Consider the following 17,306-nt stretch of genomic DNA (forward strand, 5'->3'; position numbering starts at 1 on the left):
CAGGCTTCTGGCCGGCTATCTGGCATGCCGACCGGGCGCGGGTCTAGCGACTTGGCGCTGCTTTGCCTACCCCGAAAATCGCCATTGCCTTCCACGGAACCGACCGTGGCGCCGATTGTTCGCCGGCTGCGGCAGCGTTCGTATCGAACTGGCCCACAACAGTCACGACCGTGACAGCTATGGTTTCACCGCGATCTAAACATTTCCGCGACGTTGCGGGCTAGAAGCAATTCCAGGAAAAGTGCGTGGCGGTTTTCCGTCCGGAATTGCGTAAGAACCGTAAGAACAAAGCGGATCGTTCCGGCGACAGGCTGAAGGCGCGAACCACGAATGTCCGAGAAGACCGAAATGTCCACCGACCTTGCGCTGCTTGGCGTTTTGGCGGTGCTGTGGGGCGCTTCCTACACCTTCATCAAGATCGGCGTCGAGACGATCCCGCCGGTGACCTTCATTGCCGCCCGGACGCTGATTGCCGGGGCTATTCTCTTCACCATCATCCGCTGGCGCGGCCTCGCCATGCCCGCCGACGCGGCAATCTGGCGCCGCTTCGCCTTCCAGGCCTGCCTCAACAGCGTCGTGCCGTTCACGCTGATCGCCGCCGCCGAGCGCTCGGTCGATGCCGGTCTTGCCACAATCCTCAATTCGACCTCGCCGATCTTCACCTTCCTGCTGACGGCGTTGATCACGCGCCATGAGCCCGTCACGGCGCGCAAGCTGGTCGGTGTCGGCGCCGGCATCGTCGGCATCTGTCTCATCATCGGCACGGAGGCGCTCGGCGGACTCGGCCGTGAGCTCTGGGCGCAGCTTGCGATCGTCATCGCGACGGTCTCCTATGCCGGGGCGGCGATCTTCGGCCGCGGCTTCAAGGGCCTCGATCCGATGATACCCGCCGCGGGTTCGATGCTTTGCGGCGCCGTCATACTTGTTCCTCTGAGCTTGGTCGTGGACCAGCCATGGACGCTTGCGCCGTCGGGCGCATCGATCCTGGCCCTGCTCGGCCTGTCGGTCTTCTCGACGGCGCTGGCCTTCGTCATCTATTTCCGCCTGATCCACACGCTGGGCTCGGTCGGCACCACCTCGCAGGCCTATCTGCGCGTGCCGATCGGCGTCGGCATCGGCGCCGTCTTCCTCGGCGAAAGCCTGGGGCCGATGGCCTGGGTCGGCATGGGCTTTGTCGTCGCCGGCGTTGCGGCCATGACCATTCCGGCACGGCAGGTCAGGCTTGCGCGATAATGCATGTCGCCCAAAAGTGTGACACGGTTTTGGGATAACCGACATGCATCGAGACTAAACCAAAGCGCGTCGGCGCGACGCGCTTTGGTTGCGTCTGGGCAGAAGCCCGCCTATCTCGGGGACGTCATTACTCGATGAGGGCCTGGACCCGCCGTGATCCTAGACGCTGCACGCGCCGCCGCCAGCCGGCTGTTCTCGCCTGAATTCCGCTCCGTCTTCCTGAAGACGCTTGGGCTGACGCTGCTCGCTCTGCTGGCGCTCTGGCTCGGCCTGGAGAGCCTGCTCGAATGGCTGGCCTGGCCCTGGCTGCAAACGCTGCTGCCTGGCCTGCCGTCCTGGGCCGGATGGCTGGGCGGCATCATCGCCGGCATCGTTCTGGCCGTGGGCCTGGCCTTGCTCATTGCGCCGGTGACGGCGATCGTCGCCGGTCTCTTCCTCGACGATATCGCCGAAGTCGTCGAACGTACCGACTATCCCAACGATCCGCCCGGCCATGCCGTGCCGGCGCTGCGCTCGCTTGCGCTGGCGATCAAATTCTTCGGCGTTGTCGTCCTCGGCAACATCGTCGCGCTGCTCTTGCTTCTGGTCCCGGGCATCAACATCGCCGCCTTCTTCATCGTCAACGGCTATCTGCTGGGCCGCGAATTCTTCGAGTTCGCGACCATGCGCTTTCGCTCCGAACCCGAGGCCAAGGCGCTCCGCCGCAAATATGCCGGCACCGTGTTCCTGGCCGGGCTGGTCATCGCCCTGTTCCTGGCGGTGCCGCTGCTCAATCTTCTGACGCCGCTTTTCGCGGCCGCCATGATGGTGCATCTGCACAAGGCGGTTTCGGCGCGGGAGCCGATCTAGCCCTACTCCTTGCCCTCACGGAACAGCGCTTGCAGCTTGCCGAACGGCATCGCCGCCCGGGTGAAGCCGAAAGTGCCGTCCTGCTGGATTTCGCGCGCCGCCGTCTCCAGCATGCCATAGGCGAAATTGGTCAGCCACGGTCCGAGCGAGATGCGCTTGACGCCGGCCATGGCAAGGTCGGCGATGGTGAAACCGGGTCGGGCCATCACGTTGACCGGCCGGCTCACCGACGAGCAGATCGTGCGCACCATTTCGACGTCGCCGATGCCGGGCGCATAAAGCACGTCGGCGCCGGCTTTCTCGAAGGCCTGCAGCCGCTTGATGGTATCGTCGAGGTCGGTCCTGCCCCACAGGAAATTCTCGGCCCGCGCGGTGAAGACGAAATCGTGCTTGAGCGCGCGGGCGGCCTCGACGGCGGCGGCGACGCGCTCGACGGCGTGCGAGAAATCATAGATCGGGTTGGCGGCGTCGCCGGTATGGTCCTCGATCGAGCAGCCGGCGAGACCGGCGGCCTCGGCCGCGAAGATGGTCTCGGCCGCTTGTTCGGCGCTGTCGCCCTTGCCGCGTTCGAGATCGGCCGAAACCGGCAGCTCCGTCGCGGCCGTCACCTCGCGGCAATGATGGATCATGGCGTCGAAGGTCACGGCGCCGTCCGGCAGGCCGCGGGAGAAGGCGAAACCGGCGCTGGTCGTCGCCAGCGCCTTGAAGCCGAACGAGGCCAGAAGCTTGGTCGTGCCTATGTCCCAGGGGTTGGGCATGACGAAGGTGGAGGCATGCAGATCGCGAAAAATCTTGCCCTTGTCCATGGCGGGTCCTCAATCATGAGTGGGGGTCGTGCGGGGAATTTATCGCGGCCGCTCGAACCGGGCAAACGAATGCGTGTGGCTCAGAAGCGTTCGGCGTTTTCTGCTGACAATTTCTCGAAGGCGTCGGAATCCTTCACGTAGCGTGACGCCTTGGCATCCCAGCGATAAGTGACGGAAATATCGTGCGAGACCGCCTTGGGCGCCGGCTCCTCGCAGCTTTCCTCGCTCGGCTCGGTGGCGTCGGTCACCGTCACCTTGATCGCCGCGTAGGGCTTCTCAGCGCCGAGCGCCTGGAAGGAGAGGTCCTGCGTGCGCTTGTAGGCGCAGACATTCTCGTCGAACGTATTGATCTGGTCGATCGGCTCGAAGCGGTCGTTGCGGACCAGGATCAGGATCGTGCCGGCATAGCCCTGGTTCGAATTGAAATGCGTGCTCATGGTGATGAGCGCGTCGTCATCCGGGCTGATCGCCAGCTTTCCAGGATCGCGAAAATAGGTGCTCCGGTCGGTTCCGACATTGACCGCGTCGAGCAGCTTCGGCTTGCCGGTGAGATCGAAGAGCGCCAGCACGGCAAATCCTTCGGCGCTGTCCTGCGCCTGGCCGAGGTCGAGAAGCATCGTCAGCCGTCCCTTGCCGCCGGCCTTGATGGCCAGCACCGCCGCATTCGGCAGGTTGATGGTTTCAGGCGGCGATCCGCCGTCGTCGCCACCGAGGATGTCGCGCATCTCGATCGGCGCGCTGCCCTTGTAGAAACCGTCATCGCCGGCCTTGAGGTCAGGCACGATCATTTTGGCAAGGTCGAAATAAGTGACGTCCTGATGTCCGGGAACGGCGCTGCTCAGCTCCGGAAAGCCGACCGCCTGGGCCAGCGCGGCCGCCCACAGGCAAGGCAGCAGCAGGCATGCGAGCATGAAACGGCTTAATGTGGAAACCATGGACCGCGCCCCCCTCGGATCAGCCCACGCTAGCACGGCGTTTTACGGCGCGCAGCCAAATGCGATCAGTGGATAGGTACCAGCCCTGCCAGTTCGCGCATGTCGTCGAACAGGATGCCGCCGGCCGCCGCCAGGCCGTCGCGATCGGAGAACGGATCGGCATGGTAGGAGAACACCCGCATGCCGGCGGCAATACCGGCTTGGGTGCCCGCAACGCTGTCCTCGATGACGACGCAGTCGGCCGGCGCGAAGCCCATCGTCGCTGCGGCATGCAGGAAGAGGTCCGGGAACGGCTTGCCGCGGCTGACCATGGTGGCGGAAAACATGGCATGCTCGAACAGCGGCAAAAGTCCGGTCTGTCCAAGCGTAATATGCATCTTCGAGACCCGCGCCGAGGAGGCGACGCAATAGGCGATGCCGGCTTTGCGCACCGTCTCGATGAAATCGCCCACATAGGGGATTGCCTCGACGCCATGCGAGAAAAGATCCGGCAGGCCGGCATTCCAGCGATCGACGAAGTTGGCGCCGAGCCGGACCTCGGTCGTCTCTTCGATCTCTTTCTGCACCGAGACCATGCTGCGGCCGGAGAAATTCTTGCGGCAATATTCGAATGTGGTCGCAAAACCGGCGGCGGTCAGCCATTCGGCGAGGCGCCGGTTGGCAAGGTTCTCGGTGTCGACCAGGACCCCGTCGCAGTCGAAGATGACCAGCTTTGGAACTTGCATTTAGGCGGTGCCGGTCGATCCGAAACCGCCGGCGCCGCGCGTCGTGCCGCCGGCCAGCGCGCGCTCCTCGCTGGCCACCTGCGTCACCGCGGCGAAAACGATCTGGGCGATGCGCATGCCGCGGGTCACCGAGAAATCCTCGTCGCCGAGATTGACGAGCAGCACTTTCACCTCGCCGCGATAGTCGCTGTCGACGGTGCCGGGCGTGTTGAGGACGGTCAGCCCATGCTTGAAGGCAAGGCCCGAGCGTGGCCGCACCTGGCCTTCCATGCCTTCCGGGATTTCCAGGACAAGCCCGGTCGGCACCAAGGCCCGCTTTCCCGGCAGGATGAGCAGCGGCCGGTCTTCCGGCACCGCGGCCCGCAGATCCATGCCGGCGGCGCCGGCGCTTTCATAGGCCGGCAGAGGCAGGCCTTCTCCATGCGGGAGCCTGACGAAACCGACGGTGGGGCCGATGACGGAGGAAGGATGGACAGCTGTGCGCATAAAATCGATCCTATCGGCGCGAGCGGCGATTCGGTCAACTCGCCCGCCATGCTATCAACGGCTTTCTTTCTGGCGCGACTATGACCTCGCCATCCATTTTGGCGATTGGCGAGAACGCTCGTCGCTTCGTCCGTGGATGACGAAGCGATGAGGCTTTGCCAACCTAGCGCAGTTCCACCGGCACCACGGTTGTCTCCTTGATCTCCTCCATGACGAAGGAGGCCGAGACATCCGACAGCGCCACCTTGGCGATCAGCCGCTGGTAGAGCCGGTCATAGGCTTTCACGTCGGCTACCCGGGCCCTCAGCACATAATCGAGGTCGCCCGACATGCGGTAGACGCCGGTGATCTCGGCAAAGCCGGTCACCGCCGCGCGGAATTTCTGCAGCCAGTCCGGGTCGTGGTTGGAGGTGCGGATCAGGATGAAGACGGAAAGGCCGAGGCCAAGCTTGTCGGCGTCGACCAGCGCCACGCGGCCGGTGATGACGCCATCCTCTTCCAGCCGCTTGACGCGTCGCCAGCAGGCATTGCGCGACAGCGCCACCCGCTCCGACAGCTGGTCGATCGACAGCGTGCCGTCGCGTTGCAACTCGGCAAGCAATCTTCGATCGATCTCATCGAGTTCTGTCGGCATATTGGGATGAATGTCTCATGGTTCTATCAAAATCAAGGACAATTTGGGACCGATGAACCAAAGCCCTGTGGCACGATACTCACCATCGGGGCTTATCCCGGCAGGAGGGATCACCATGACGACCAGGCTTACGGCACTGTTCACCTCTCACCCTGAGAAGGTCGGCGAGACCTATTTCGGCCACATGGCCTTCGCCGCCTGGTTCTGCTCGCGCCTGTCGATGGCGGCCGGTGCCGCGCTCGTTCACGCTTTCTTGCCGTTTCTGTTCGAAACTACGGCGAGCCGAATCGTTCGCGAGCTCTACGAGCGCACGCACAACCGAGGCTCACATGCGGTCAAGGAGCCGGCGGCTCTGATGGATCGCGCCTGATAAATGGTGGAATGCGATGTGCCGGTGGGCGGCCTATCTTGGTGAAGCGGTCTTCCTCGAAGACATCATCACCGCGCCCTGCCATTCGCTGATCGCCCAGAGCCACTGCGCCCAGGAAGCCAAGTCGCCGACCAATGGCGACGGCTTCGGCCTTGCCTGGTACGGCGACCGGCCCGAGCCCGGCCTTTATCGCGACATCCTGCCGGCCTGGTCCGACCCCAACCTGAAGAGCCTGTGCCGGCAGATCAAATCGGGACTGTTCCTGGCCCATGTGCGCGCCTCGACCGGCGGCGCCACCAGCCGCATGAACTGTCATCCCTTCGTCTCCGGCCGCTGGTCGTTCATGCATAACGGCCAGATCGGCGGCTTCGAAAAGATCCGCCGCGCGCTGGAAAACACGCTCACCGACGCGGTCTTCGACCAGCGCGAGGGCACTACCGATTCCGAACTCTTTTTTCTCCTGATGATCGACCAGGGCCTGGCGACCGACCCGCAGGGTGCGGTGTCACGGGCGACCGGTCGCATCATCGAGGCATCCCGCCGCGCCGGCATCGAGCCGGCGCTGAAGCTGACCGCGGCCTTTTCGGATGGCGAGGCGCTGTACGCCGTTCGCTACGCCACCGACGACCATGCGCCGACGCTCTATACCGGCGCCTTCACGAAGCGCGCCGGTCATTGCATCGTCTCGGAACCCTTCGACCGCGACGGCGGCGAGTGGCAGGCGATACCTCCGGCAAGCTTCGTCACCATGACCAGGGACGGCACCGGCATCCGGCCGTTCGCGCCGGCGGCGAACAAGCTGGCGCTGGTCGTCGGTTGAAGTAGAATCCCGAACTGCCGCGTTCAGGCAGAGATCAGCAAAACGTAAGCGCGGCGTAAGGACGTCCAACCTCCCTCCTGTCATCTGTGGCGCCAGACGAGCGGCGAATTCATTCGCGCGCTCAAAAACGCGTCGACAGAGGATGACAGGACAATGTGCAGGTGGGCAGCCTATCTCGGCGACGCGATCTTCCTGGAAGACGTCATCGCCGCCCCCTCCCGGCCTGGTCCGACACCAATCTCAGGAGCCTTGGACGCCAGGTGAAATCCGGCCTGTTCCTGGCCCATGTCCGCGCTTCGACAGGCGGCGCCACCAGCCGCGCGAACTGCCATCCCTTCCCCTCGGGCCGCTGGTCGTTCATGCATAACGGCCAGATCGGTGGCTTCGAGAAGATCCGTCGTCCGCTCGAGAACTCGCTCTCGGATGCGCTGTTCGACCAGATCGAAGGGACCACGGATTCCGAGCTGTTTTTCCGCGTGATGCTCGGCGAAGGCCTTGCGCAGGATCCGCAAGGCGCGGTGTCCCGCGCCACCGGCCGCGTGATCGAGGCTGCGCACCGCGTCGGCATCGACCCGTCCCTGAAGCTGACGGCCGCCTTCAGTAACGGAAGGGCGCTTCATGCCGTTCGCTACGCCACCGACGATCAAGCACCGACGCTTTACACCGCCGCCTTCGCCAAAGGCGTCGGCCGTTGCATCGTCTCCGAGCCGTTCGATCGCGACGGCCGGACCTGACACGAGATTCCGCAATCGAGCTTCGTGACGATGACCCACGACAGCACCAGCATCCGCCCGTTCGCGCCAGCGACGTCCCGGTGGGCGCTGGCAAGCTGAAGCCTCGGCATTGGCGGCTTCCGCCATCGGCCGGCTGCTAAACGAAGCGCGACAGAGCGTAAGGCGCGAGCAACGCATCGCGCTCGCCGTCGAGGATTTCGCGGGCAACAAACAGGCCGACGGCGGGCGCCAGCGTGATGCCGGAATGAGTGACGGCGATGTAGAGGCCGCCGACGCCGTCGGCGCGGCTGACGATCGGGAAACCATCGGCCGGCGTTGGACGGTAGCCGATCGTGTGAAAGTCGAATTCCAGCCCGTCCGCGCCACGCAGCATCGCTTTCGTCGCGGCGAACAGCGCGCGCGCATCAGCTTCTGGGTTCTCGCCCGGCTCGCCGCCGCCGAAATCCGAGCCGGCGACGATGCGTCCCTCGGCCGTCTGGCGCATATGCAGCCTGTCGGCCAGCACCAGGCCGTTGAGCAGCTTCTTGTGGGGGCGCGAGTGCACGATCAGGCCGGGCGGTGTCTCGATCGGCAGCTTGACGCCCGCCGTCGCGGCGATCGCCGGAGCACCGGCGCCGGCTGCAACCACCACCTCGTCGGCGGCGATGGTCTCGCCCGAAACGACGACGCCGGTGACCTTGCCGTTGACTAGCGCCAACCGGTCGACGGCTCCCGCAACGATCCGCGCGCCGCGCCGTTCGGCATCCGCCAGCAGCGCCTTTATGGTCGCCACGGGCTCGGCCACGCCTTCCTCGGCAACATGAAGGGCAAAATCGGGAAGCGCCGCCAGATTGGGCTCGATGCGCGCCGCCTGTTCGCGTCCGACCCGCTCGATGCCATAGCCCCAGGATGAATGCTCGGCCGCGTAGGCTTCGAGCTCGTCCGCTGGCAGGTCCCAGCACAGGCCGCCGCACCAGGCGAGCGGCAGGCCCGGCAGGTCGTTCGCCAGCCGTTTCCATTCGGCCATGGCCCGGATGCGCAGCCGGAAATAGGTTTCCGGATTGCCCCAGCTTGCGTTGATCCAGGCAAAGGAATTCGGCGTGGCGACACCACCGGCGCCGCTCTCGGAAACGACCGTCACGCGCGCGCCGGCTTTCGCCAGATGCCAGGCGATAGAGGCGCCGATGATGCCGGCTCCGATGACGATGACTTGTTTTGCGTTGCTCATGCCGGACCTTTGGGAGAGATTTCCCCCGTCATGCCACCCCGCCGGCCGGACCTCAAGTGAGCGCCGGCTATGCGCCGCCCATTGCTACCGCAGGCGCCCCGGCAATCAGGCCCCTCAACTCGTCACAGCGCCGTTTGAGCCGTGAGGAATCGACTTTCTTCGCAACGGCCAGCGCTGTGCCGAGCTCCAGGTCAGCGCCGGCCCGATCGCCGATCCTGATGAGCAATGCCGCGAGCGACAGCCTGGCGTCGGCGACGTTGATCGGCGAGCCGATCTCGTTCCACCGCGAGCATGCGATCTGCAGCTCCCGGGCGGCCTCGGCGAGGCGTTCTTCCTGCATGAATAGCTCCGCCTTGGCTTCCGCGGTCAGCGCCTGGATGGAGGCCATCGGCCAGCGCTGGACGACAAGACCTTTTGCGTCTATCTCGCCAAGGACGAGGCGATCATCCAGCGCCACGCCAAGATGAGCGGCTTCCCGGCGACCAAGATCACGCAGGTCAAGCGCCTGTTCGATCCGACGACGGCTTACGCCGCCGCCTGCCGGGGAGGGATCGATCGTGAAGCGCTTTGCGGAAATCGTCCTTGCCGTCGGTGCCTCGGCGCTGCTTTGCGGCACCGCGGTCGCGCATGACATGCCCGATCCGGTGCTCAACCGGTCGCGGGACATGGCGGCCAAGTACCTCGACATCGAGGTCGCCAAGGCGGACGGCTACCAGCAGCTGTTCGAATGCACGACGCATGACGAGCACGGCACGATGGGCGTTCACTTCATCCATCCCGGACGCGCCGGCGACGGCAGGCTCGTGCTCGGCGAGCCGGACGTGCTGACCTACGAGCCGGAAGCCGATGGCTCGATGCAGCTCGTCGGCATGGAATACATCGTCTTCAAAAAGGACTGGAAGGGAAAAGGCGTGCCCGAATTCCTCGGCCGCACCCTGCAGCGCAAGACGACGGTGGGCGTCCACCCGGTGGACCCGTATTACGAGCTCCATGTCTGGCACTGGCGGCACAACCCGGCCGGCATGTTCGCCGACTGGAACCCCTATGTGAGCTGCGAGCACGACCGGTCCTGACCGGTGTGACGGGCGGTGTGCTTCGGGAGGACCATTCGTGGCCCTCCCGATCCCTTCGTTCAGACAAAAGGAAAGATGATCATGCCAACCCTTCGCATGGGAATGAAGCCCGTCGCCGGTCAGCCAGTTGACGGGCGTTTCTTCGCGACAGCCGTCGAAATATGCCGCTCCGGCCCGCGCGTGCTTGCACGGATGGTCCGCCTCCGCAGGGATCGCGTCTGGCTGGACGAGTTGCCGGACCATCTGCTGCGCGACATCGCATCAAACGTTCGGAAATCTCGTCGGTCATCTGGCACGGCCGCCGCCAGGACGACGGTGCACAGATTTGACGGGCTGGTTCCGGCGGCGACGGTCCACGGCATCCGCTTCAACAGTGCCGATGAGGTCGGCACCGGCGCGCCGCACGCGGCTCTGATGATGTCCCGCATCCCACTGCCGATTTGGAGCAATCTTTTGCCAGTCCAATCCATGCGCTTGACATCAATACGTACGTACGTATTATATCACCATGGCTAGACAATCACTCCGCGAAAACCTTCTCCAGGCCGGCTTCCAGACCATCTGGAGTTCCGGCTACACCGCGGCCGGCGTCCGCGACATCGTTGCCGCCGCCGGCGCCCGTCCGGGTTCGTTCACCAACCATTTTGCCTCCAAGGAGGAGTTTGCCGGCGAGGTGCTGGAGCGCTACTTCGCCTATGTCAGCGGCTTGGTGGAAAGCGCGCTGACGCGTGACGGCACGCCGCCCGTCGGCAGGCTTCGCCGCTATCTCGACGTCATCACCTCCAAGCTCGAAGCGCATGACTGGGCGCGCGGCTGCATGGTCGGCAATCTCAGCCTGGAAACGGCCGTTCACAGTGAACCGCTCCGACTCAGGCTGGTCGACATTTTCGAGCGCTGGCGCCAGCCCTTCGCGGCCTGCATCGCCGAGGGTCAGGCGGCGGGCGAGATCACAAAAGCCTTCGACGCCGAGGACCTCGCCGATTTCCTGCTGTCGTCCTGGCAGGGAGCCATGTTGCGCATGAAAGTCGAGCGCAGTCCGGAACCGCTCGAGCGGTTCAAGAAAATCATCTTCAGCACCGTGTTCGGAAGGGAGTGATTCAGGTGAATTCGACGACCGATGGGCGGCAACTGCGGCGCGCCGAGATTAATGTCCTTGATTCAACGATGTCGTATCTGGAGGCTGGATCGACCGGCCCGACCGTGCTGTTCCTGCACGGCAATCCGACTTCTTCCTACATCTGGCGCAACATCATTCCGCATGTCGCGCCGTTCGGTCGCTGCATCGCGCCCGACCTGATCGGCTACGGCCAGTCGGGTAAGCCGGACATCGACTATCGCTTCTTCGATCAGGTCCGCTATCTCGACGCCTTCATCGAGGCGCTCGACATCAAGGATCTGGTGATCGTCGCCCAGGACTGGGGCACGGCGCTGGCATTCCATTTCGCGGCGCGGCGGCCCCGGCGCGTTCTGGGCCTGGCCTTCATGGAGTTCATCAGGCCCTTCGAGCGCTGGGAGGATTTCCATCAGCGCCCGCAGGCGCGCGAGCTCTTCAAGGCGTTGCGCACGCCGGGCGCCGGCGAGAAGCTGGTGTTGGAAGACAATATCTTCGTGGAAAAAATCCTGCCTGCCTCGGTCCTGCGGCCGATGAAAGAGGACGAGATGGCCGCTTACCGCGCGCCGTTCCCGACGCCGCAGTCGCGCAAGCCGGCGCTGCGCCTGCCCAGGGAACTGCCGATCGAAGGTCAGCCGGCCGATGTCGCCGCGATCAGCGCGCACGATCACCACGCGCTGCGGCTTTCCTCCTATCCGAAACTGCTATTCGCGGGCGACCCCGGCGCTCTGATTTCTGCGCAGGCGGCTCGGGAATTCGCGGCGGGGCTGAAGAACTGCCGTTTCATCGATCTGGGGCCGGGCGCCCATTATCTGCAGGAAGACCATCCCGATGCGATCGGCAAGGCCATTGCCGGCTGGTTGCCGCGGATCGCTCCGGCGGAAAACGCGGCCGAGCTGGCTTGAGCCGTAGCGGCGGGCACGAAGCGTTGCCCGCCCCATGTCGACAGGCCGGCACCGCACTGGTAGAAGCGCCGCCTGTCACACGGAACGCCTTAAAAGAAATGCCTGAAACAATACCCGAAGAGGTTGCGCGCCGCCGCACCTTCGCGATCATCGCGCACCCCGACGCCGGCAAGACCACGCTCACCGAAAAGCTGCTGCTGTTCGGCGGCGCCATCCAGCTTGCCGGCGAGGTCAAGGCCAAGAAGGACCGCATCCAGACGCGCTCAGACTGGATGAAGATCGAGCGCGAACGCGGCATCTCGGTCGTCACCTCGGTGATGACCTTCGAATATGACGACAACGTCTTCAACCTGCTCGACACGCCCGGCCACGAGGATTTCGCCGACGACACTTACCGCACGCTGTCGGCGGTGGATTCCGCCGTCATGGTCATCGACGCCGCCAAGGGCATCGAGCCGCGCACGCTGAAGCTGTTCGAGGTCTGCCGTCTGCGCGACATCCCGATCATCACCTTCGTCAACAAGATGGACCGCGAAAGCCGCGATCCGTTCGAGATTTTGGACGAGATCGAGCAGAAGCTGGCGCTGGATACCGCGCCTGTCACTTGGCCGATCGGCCGCGGCAAGAGCTTTTCAGGCACCTATCATCTGGCGCAGAACGCGGTGCGCCGCAGCGACGACGAGAAGGAGCGGACGCCGGTCAACGGCCCGGATTCCAACCGCGTCGCCGGGCTGTTGCCGGACAATGAACGCGAAGCCTTCATCGAGGAACTGGAGCTCGCACGCGAAGCCTGTCGCCCGCTCGATGTCGACGCCTTCCGCGAAGGCCATCTGACGCCCGTCTATTTCGGCTCGGCGCTGCGCAATTACGGCGTTCGCGACCTGATCGAGGCGCTCGGCGCCTACGGCCCGCCGCCGCGTGCCCAGGAAGCCGATGAGCGTACGGTCGAGGCGACGGAGGACAAGATGACCTCCTTCGTCTTCAAGATCCAGGCCAACATGGATCCCAACCACCGCGACCGCATCGCGTTCGTGCGCGTCTGTTCAGGCAAGCTGGAGCGCGGCATGAAGGCCAAGCTGGTGCGCACCGGCAAGCCGATGAGCCTGTCTGCGCCGCAGTTCTTCTTCGCCCGCACCCGCGTCACCGCCGACGAGGCTTTCGCCGGCGACGTCGTCGGCATTCCCAATCACGGCACGCTGCGTATCGGCGACACGCTGACCGAAGGCGAGGAGATCCTGTTCCGCGGCGTGCCGAACTTCGCCCCGGAAATCCTGCGCCGCGTGCGCCTCGGCGATGCCATGAAGGCCAAGAAGCTGAAGGAGGCGCTGCACCAGATGGCCGAGGAGGGCGTGGTGCAGCTCTTCTCGCCGGAAGACGGCTCGCCGGCCATTGTCGGCGTGGTCGGCGCGCTGCAGCTCGACGTGCTGAAGGAGCGGCTCAACATCGAGTACACGCTGCCGGTGGATTTCGAGATGTCGCGCTTCTCGATCTGCCGCTGGATCGCGGCCGACGACAAGGCAGAGGTGCAGCGCTTCATCGAGGCGCATCGCGGCGACATCGCCCGCGACCTCGACAACGACCCGGTCTTCCTCGCCCAGCACGCCTTCTCGCTCAACTACGAAGCCGAGCGCTGGAAAGCGATCCGCTTCACCGCGGTGAAGGACTACCAGGTGCGTGATAAGGCGCCGTGAGAAGTGAATAGTCAGTAGTCAGTAGTCAGTAGTCAGTAGTCAGTAGTCAGTAGTCGGTAGTCAGTGGTCAGTAGTGATTTCACTACTCACTACTCGCCACTCACTACTCACTACTCACTTATGATCATCCCTTTCGCCGCCGCCTCCAGCCTGTCGATCTCGATCTTGCCCATCTTCATCATGGCGTCCATCACGCGCCCGGCCTTGGCCCGGTCCGGATCCTGGAGCAGCCGCGGCAACTGTTCCGGCACGACCTGCCAGGAAACGCCGAACTTGTCCTTCAGCCAGCCGCAAGGCCCGGGCTCGCCGCCGCCTTCGGTAAGACGTGTCCAGAAATGGTCGACTTCGGCCTGGGTCTTGCAGTCGATCGACTGTGACATCGCCTCGCTGAACTTGTATTGCGGCCCGCCATTCAGCGCCTGGAACGGTACGCCGTCCAACTCGAACGTGGCCACCAGTGCCTGGCCTTCCTGGGCATGGCCTTTCGGCCAGCGCATGACGCTCAGCACCTTCGAATTCTTGAAGATGGAGACGTAGTGGTTCATCGCCTCTTCGGCCTGGCCGTCGAACCACAGGCAGGTGGTGATCTTTGGCATCGTTTTCTCCTTTGCGTTTTGGAATGAGGTCAGGCGGCGCCTTTGGCGCTGTCCTGAAGCGAAGCGAGATAGGCATCGAGTTGGCCGTAGCTGTCGGCCATGCCTGAGGTCATGCCGGTGCCAAGCGCGCCGTCGCGCGCGGCTTGCGATGCGTAGAGGATCGTTTGCGTAAGCAACGTCTTCCCTTTGGCCTCGGTGAAGACGACGGTTGCGAGCGTCTCGCCGCCGGTCCAGTCCTCGTCGAACAGCTCGCTGGCCGCGATCAGGCTCGGCCGGTCGATCTCGCGATAAGTGGCGGTCATGCCCATCGCCTGGCCGTCACGATGGCGCCACACGTAGCGTGCCGTCCCGCCCACCCTGAGGTCGATTTCGCAGGTCTCGAGCCGCCAGCCGTCGGGGCCATGCAGCCAGCCCTTGAGCAATTCCGGGACGGTCCAGCAGTCAAACACCATCGGGCGTGGCGCGTCGAAGACGCGGGTTATGCGGACCTCGCGATCGCTGGGGGTTGTAACGGTCAAGGTCGCGACGGTGGAGCCTGGCAATCTCGTGGTGCTCATGGAATGTCCTTTTTGTGTTCGCTTGCCGAAGGACGTCCGGCCAGGCGCCGGCCCGACACGATTGCTATTTTTCTGATCGGGCCGTGCCATGGGCCGGATACGCCTGGCTCCGCCTATTGTTCCGCCTCGCCCGGGCTCTTGCTGGCCTGCAGCGCGCCCAGCAAGGCATCGAGCCGTTGGAAATTGCCTTCCCAGATCTTGCGATAACGCTCTAGCCACTCAGTGGCCTCGGCCAGCGGCTTCACTTCGAGCCGGCATGGCCTGCGCTGGGCGTCGCGCCCGCGCGAGATCAGGCCTGCACCCTCAAGCACCTTGAGATGCTTCGAGATCGACGGCTGACTCATGGCGAAGGGCTCGGCAAGCTCCATCACCGAGGCCTCCCCCTCGATCAACCGAGCGAGAATGGCGCGCCGCGTCGGGTCGGAAAGCGCAGCAAAGGTAGCATCGAGCTGATTCATATTAGATAGCCAATCAGTTATATACCTAAGTAGCTATATACAAATCGACGTCGATGGTCAACCAGCTTGCTGGTGCATCGCAAAATTCTGGCCATGCCGGACTGTGGCGTCTATAACGCCTGCGATCCGAATTCAGCGCCGCCGCGCTCTGCACCGAGCGCAGCCAGCCAGCTAAGGAAAATCAATGCCTGCCTATCGTTCCCGCACCACCACCCATGGCCGAAACATGGCCGGCGCCCGCGGCCTGTGGCGCGCCACAGGCATGAAGGATAGCGATTTCGGCAAGCCGATCATCGCCGTCGTCAATTCCTTCACCCAGTTCGTGCCGGGCCATGTGCATCTCAAGGACCTCGGCCAACTCGTCGCGCGCGAGATCGAGAAGGCTGGCGGCGTCGCCAAGGAATTCAACACCATCGCCGTCGACGACGGCATCGCCATGGGGCATGACGGCATGCTCTATTCGCTGCCGTCGCGCGAGCTGATCGCCGATTCCGTCGAATACATGGTCAACGCGCATTGCGCCGACGCCATGGTCTGCATCTCCAATTGCGACAAGATCACCCCCGGCATGCTGATGGCCTCGCTGCGCCTCAACATCCCGACCGTCTTCGTCTCAGGCGGTCCGATGGAGGCCGGCAAGGTGGTATTGGCCGGCAAGGCGCAGGCGCTCGATCTGGTCGACGCCATGGTCGCGGCCGCCGACGACAAGATTTCCGACGAGGACGTCAAGGTCATCGAGCGCTCGGCCTGCCCGACCTGCGGCTCGTGCTCGGGCATGTTCACCGCCAATTCGATGAACTGCCTGACCGAGGCGCTGGGCCTGTCGCTGCCCGGCAACGGCTCGACGCTGGCCACCCACGCCGACCGCAAGCGCCTGTTCGTCGAGGCCGGCCATCTCGTCGTCGATCTCGCCCAGCGCTATTACGAGCAGGACGACGAAACGGCACTTCCGCGCAGCATCGCCTCCAAGGGCGCCTTCGAGAACGCCATGGCGCTCGATATCGCCATGGGCGGCTCGACCAACACGGTGTTGCACATCCTGGCCGCCGCACATGAGGGCGAGGTCGACTTCACCATGGAAGACATCGACCGCCTGTCGCGCAAGGTGCCTGTGCTCTGCAAGGTGGCGCCGGCCAAGTCCGACGTGCATATGGAGGACGTCCACCGCGCCGGCGGCATCATGGCGATCCTTGGCCAGCTCGACCATGCCGGCCTAATCAATCGCGACCTGCCGACCGTGCACACCGCAACGCTCGGCGAGGCGCTCGACCATTGGGATATTTCGCGCACCTCGGCCGAGAATGTCCGCGAGTTCTTCCTCGCCGCTCCCGGCGGCGTGCCGACGCAGGTCGCCTTCAGTCAGGACCGCCGCTGGGACGAGCTCGACACGAACCGCGAGACGGGCGTCATCCGCTCGGCAAAGACGCCCTTCTCCAAGGATGGCGGCCTTGCGGTGCTGAAAGGCAATCTCGCGCTCGACGGCTGCATCGTGAAGACCGCCGGCGTCGATGAATCGATCCTGAAATTCACCGGCCCGGCCCGCGTCTTCGAAAGCCAGGACGCCTCCGTCAAGGCGATCCTCGCCAACGAGGTCAAGGCCGGCGACATCGTCGTCATCCGCTATGAGGGCCCGCGCGGCGGCCCCGGCATGCAGGAGATGCTCTACCCGACCAGCTATCTGAAGTCGAAAGGCCTCGGCAAAGTCTGCGCGCTGATCACCGACGGCCGCTTCTCCGGCGGCACGTCCGGCCTGTCGATCGGCCACGTCTCGCCCGAAGCAGCCGAAGGCGGCGCGATCGGCCTGGTCCAGGAAGGCGATACGATCGAGATCGACATCCCCAACCGCACGATCCGGCTCGCCATCAGCGATGCCGAGCTCGAGGCACGCCGTAAGGCGATGGCGGCGAAGGGGGCGGACGCCTGGAAGCCGGCGGAAAAGCGCAAGCGCAAGGTGACGACGGCGCTGCGCGCCTACGCCGCCTTCGCCACCAGCGCCGACAAGGGCGCGGTCAGGAAAGTGCCGGAGTAGGACAGATTCTTCCTTCTCCCCTTGTGGGAGAAGGTGGATCGGCGCGATAGCGCCGAGACGGATGAGGGGTGTTCCAGCGGAGTGAGA

General features: G+C 64.5%; 20 protein-coding genes and 1 pseudogene. 11 read left to right on the top strand and 10 right to left on the bottom strand.

Features of this window, described 5'->3' with window-relative positions:
• Nucleotides 1–348: 348 nt before the first annotated feature.
• Both FJ471_RS05045 and FJ471_RS05050 read left to right on the top strand, forming a co-directional pair.
• Entirely contained in the window at nt 349–1,233 is an 885-nt protein-coding gene (locus FJ471_RS05045; protein ID WP_246684613.1) for an EamA family transporter, read from the top strand.
• A gap of 153 nt (nt 1,234–1,386) precedes the next feature.
• The gene (locus tag FJ471_RS05050) at nt 1,387–2,082 is read left to right on the top strand and encodes a sulfate transporter family protein (protein ID WP_140802065.1); all 696 of its coding nucleotides are present in this window, start codon (nt 1,387–1,389) and stop codon (nt 2,080–2,082) included.
• A gap of 2 nt (nt 2,083–2,084) precedes the next feature.
• Here FJ471_RS05050 and FJ471_RS05055 read toward each other — a convergent pair whose 3' ends face one another.
• From FJ471_RS05055 to FJ471_RS05075, 5 genes are all read right to left on the bottom strand, one after another.
• The gene (locus FJ471_RS05055; protein WP_140802066.1) at nt 2,085–2,888 is read right to left on the bottom strand and encodes an oxaloacetate decarboxylase; all 804 of its coding nucleotides are present in this window, start codon (nt 2,886–2,888) and stop codon (nt 2,085–2,087) included.
• An 80-nt stretch (nt 2,889–2,968) separates the two neighbouring features.
• On the bottom strand, nt 2,969–3,823 hold the full coding sequence (locus FJ471_RS05060; protein WP_140802067.1) for a hypothetical protein: 855 nt from the start codon (nt 3,821–3,823) through the stop codon (nt 2,969–2,971).
• A 65-nt stretch (nt 3,824–3,888) separates the two neighbouring features.
• Complete coding sequence (locus tag FJ471_RS05065; RefSeq protein ID WP_140802068.1) at nt 3,889–4,548, bottom strand: HAD family phosphatase; 660 nt, start codon at nt 4,546–4,548, stop codon at nt 3,889–3,891.
• Nucleotides 4,549–5,034, bottom strand: a complete 486-nt coding sequence (gene dut, locus FJ471_RS05070; protein WP_140802069.1) for a dUTP diphosphatase — start codon at nt 5,032–5,034, stop codon at nt 4,549–4,551.
• Nucleotides 5,035–5,197: 163 nt separating this feature from the next.
• Nucleotides 5,198–5,668: an Lrp/AsnC family transcriptional regulator gene (locus FJ471_RS05075; protein WP_140802070.1), complete on the bottom strand. Its 471-nt coding sequence runs from the start codon at nt 5,666–5,668 to the stop codon at nt 5,198–5,200.
• A 115-nt stretch (nt 5,669–5,783) separates the two neighbouring features.
• On the opposite strand from FJ471_RS05075, the gene FJ471_RS05080 reads away from it, so the two are divergent.
• From FJ471_RS05080 to FJ471_RS05090, 3 genes and pseudogenes are all read left to right on the top strand, one after another.
• The gene (locus tag FJ471_RS05080; protein ID WP_135886919.1) at nt 5,784–6,038 is read left to right on the top strand and encodes a DUF6356 family protein; all 255 of its coding nucleotides are present in this window, start codon (nt 5,784–5,786) and stop codon (nt 6,036–6,038) included.
• A gap of 16 nt (nt 6,039–6,054) precedes the next feature.
• Nucleotides 6,055–6,858, top strand: coding sequence for a class II glutamine amidotransferase (locus tag FJ471_RS05085; RefSeq protein WP_140802071.1), 804 nt, complete (start codon nt 6,055–6,057; stop codon nt 6,856–6,858).
• 153 nt (nt 6,859–7,011) lie between these two features.
• Nucleotides 7,012–7,691, top strand: a pseudogene (locus tag FJ471_RS05090) (class II glutamine amidotransferase).
• Nucleotides 7,692–7,728: 37 nt separating this feature from the next.
• Here the strand turns inward: FJ471_RS05090 and FJ471_RS05095 are convergent.
• Complete coding sequence (locus FJ471_RS05095; RefSeq protein WP_140802072.1) at nt 7,729–8,799, bottom strand: FAD-binding oxidoreductase; 1,071 nt, start codon at nt 8,797–8,799, stop codon at nt 7,729–7,731.
• Between the two features lie 67 nt (nt 8,800–8,866).
• Nucleotides 8,867–9,256: a hypothetical protein gene (locus FJ471_RS05100; RefSeq protein WP_140802073.1), complete on the bottom strand. Its 390-nt coding sequence runs from the start codon at nt 9,254–9,256 to the stop codon at nt 8,867–8,869.
• Between the two features lie 100 nt (nt 9,257–9,356).
• On the opposite strand from FJ471_RS05100, the gene FJ471_RS05110 reads away from it, so the two are divergent.
• From FJ471_RS05110 to FJ471_RS05130, 5 genes are all read left to right on the top strand, one after another.
• Complete coding sequence (locus tag FJ471_RS05110) at nt 9,357–9,872, top strand: hypothetical protein (RefSeq protein ID WP_140802074.1); 516 nt, start codon at nt 9,357–9,359, stop codon at nt 9,870–9,872.
• 81 nt (nt 9,873–9,953) lie between these two features.
• Entirely contained in the window at nt 9,954–10,388 is a 435-nt protein-coding gene (locus tag FJ471_RS05115) for a hypothetical protein (RefSeq protein ID WP_140802075.1), read from the top strand.
• A complete protein-coding gene (locus FJ471_RS05120; RefSeq protein WP_140802076.1) occupies nt 10,381–10,968 on the top strand; it encodes a TetR/AcrR family transcriptional regulator in 588 nt (195 codons plus the stop codon). The genes FJ471_RS05115 and FJ471_RS05120 overlap by 8 nt, the downstream gene beginning before the upstream one ends.
• A 5-nt stretch (nt 10,969–10,973) precedes the next feature.
• Nucleotides 10,974–11,888 (top strand): haloalkane dehalogenase, encoded by a 915-nt coding sequence (locus FJ471_RS05125; protein ID WP_224667683.1) that lies wholly within the window; start codon nt 10,974–10,976, stop codon nt 11,886–11,888.
• Between the two features lie 98 nt (nt 11,889–11,986).
• The gene (locus tag FJ471_RS05130; RefSeq protein WP_140802078.1) at nt 11,987–13,579 is read left to right on the top strand and encodes a peptide chain release factor 3; all 1,593 of its coding nucleotides are present in this window, start codon (nt 11,987–11,989) and stop codon (nt 13,577–13,579) included.
• A 110-nt stretch (nt 13,580–13,689) separates the two neighbouring features.
• On the opposite strand, the gene FJ471_RS05135 is transcribed toward FJ471_RS05130, so the two are convergent.
• The 3 genes from FJ471_RS05135 to FJ471_RS05145 form a co-directional block, all read right to left on the bottom strand.
• A complete protein-coding gene (locus FJ471_RS05135) occupies nt 13,690–14,175 on the bottom strand; it encodes a VOC family protein (RefSeq protein WP_140802079.1) in 486 nt (161 codons plus the stop codon).
• A gap of 29 nt (nt 14,176–14,204) precedes the next feature.
• Nucleotides 14,205–14,732, bottom strand: a complete 528-nt coding sequence (locus tag FJ471_RS05140) for an SRPBCC family protein (protein WP_140802080.1) — start codon at nt 14,730–14,732, stop codon at nt 14,205–14,207.
• A gap of 113 nt (nt 14,733–14,845) precedes the next feature.
• Nucleotides 14,846–15,190 carry a metalloregulator ArsR/SmtB family transcription factor gene (locus FJ471_RS05145; RefSeq protein WP_140802081.1) on the bottom strand — a complete coding sequence of 115 codons (345 nt, stop codon included), beginning with the start codon at nt 15,188–15,190 and terminating at the stop codon, nt 14,846–14,848.
• A gap of 184 nt (nt 15,191–15,374) precedes the next feature.
• On the opposite strand from FJ471_RS05145, the gene ilvD reads away from it, so the two are divergent.
• The gene (gene ilvD, locus FJ471_RS05150; protein WP_140802082.1) at nt 15,375–17,219 is read left to right on the top strand and encodes a dihydroxy-acid dehydratase; all 1,845 of its coding nucleotides are present in this window, start codon (nt 15,375–15,377) and stop codon (nt 17,217–17,219) included.
• Nucleotides 17,220–17,306: the final 87 nt, after the last annotated feature.

Origin of the sequence: Mesorhizobium sp. B2-7-1, from assembly GCF_006440735.1 — a bacterium.
GTDB lineage: Bacteria > Pseudomonadota > Alphaproteobacteria > Rhizobiales > Rhizobiaceae > Mesorhizobium.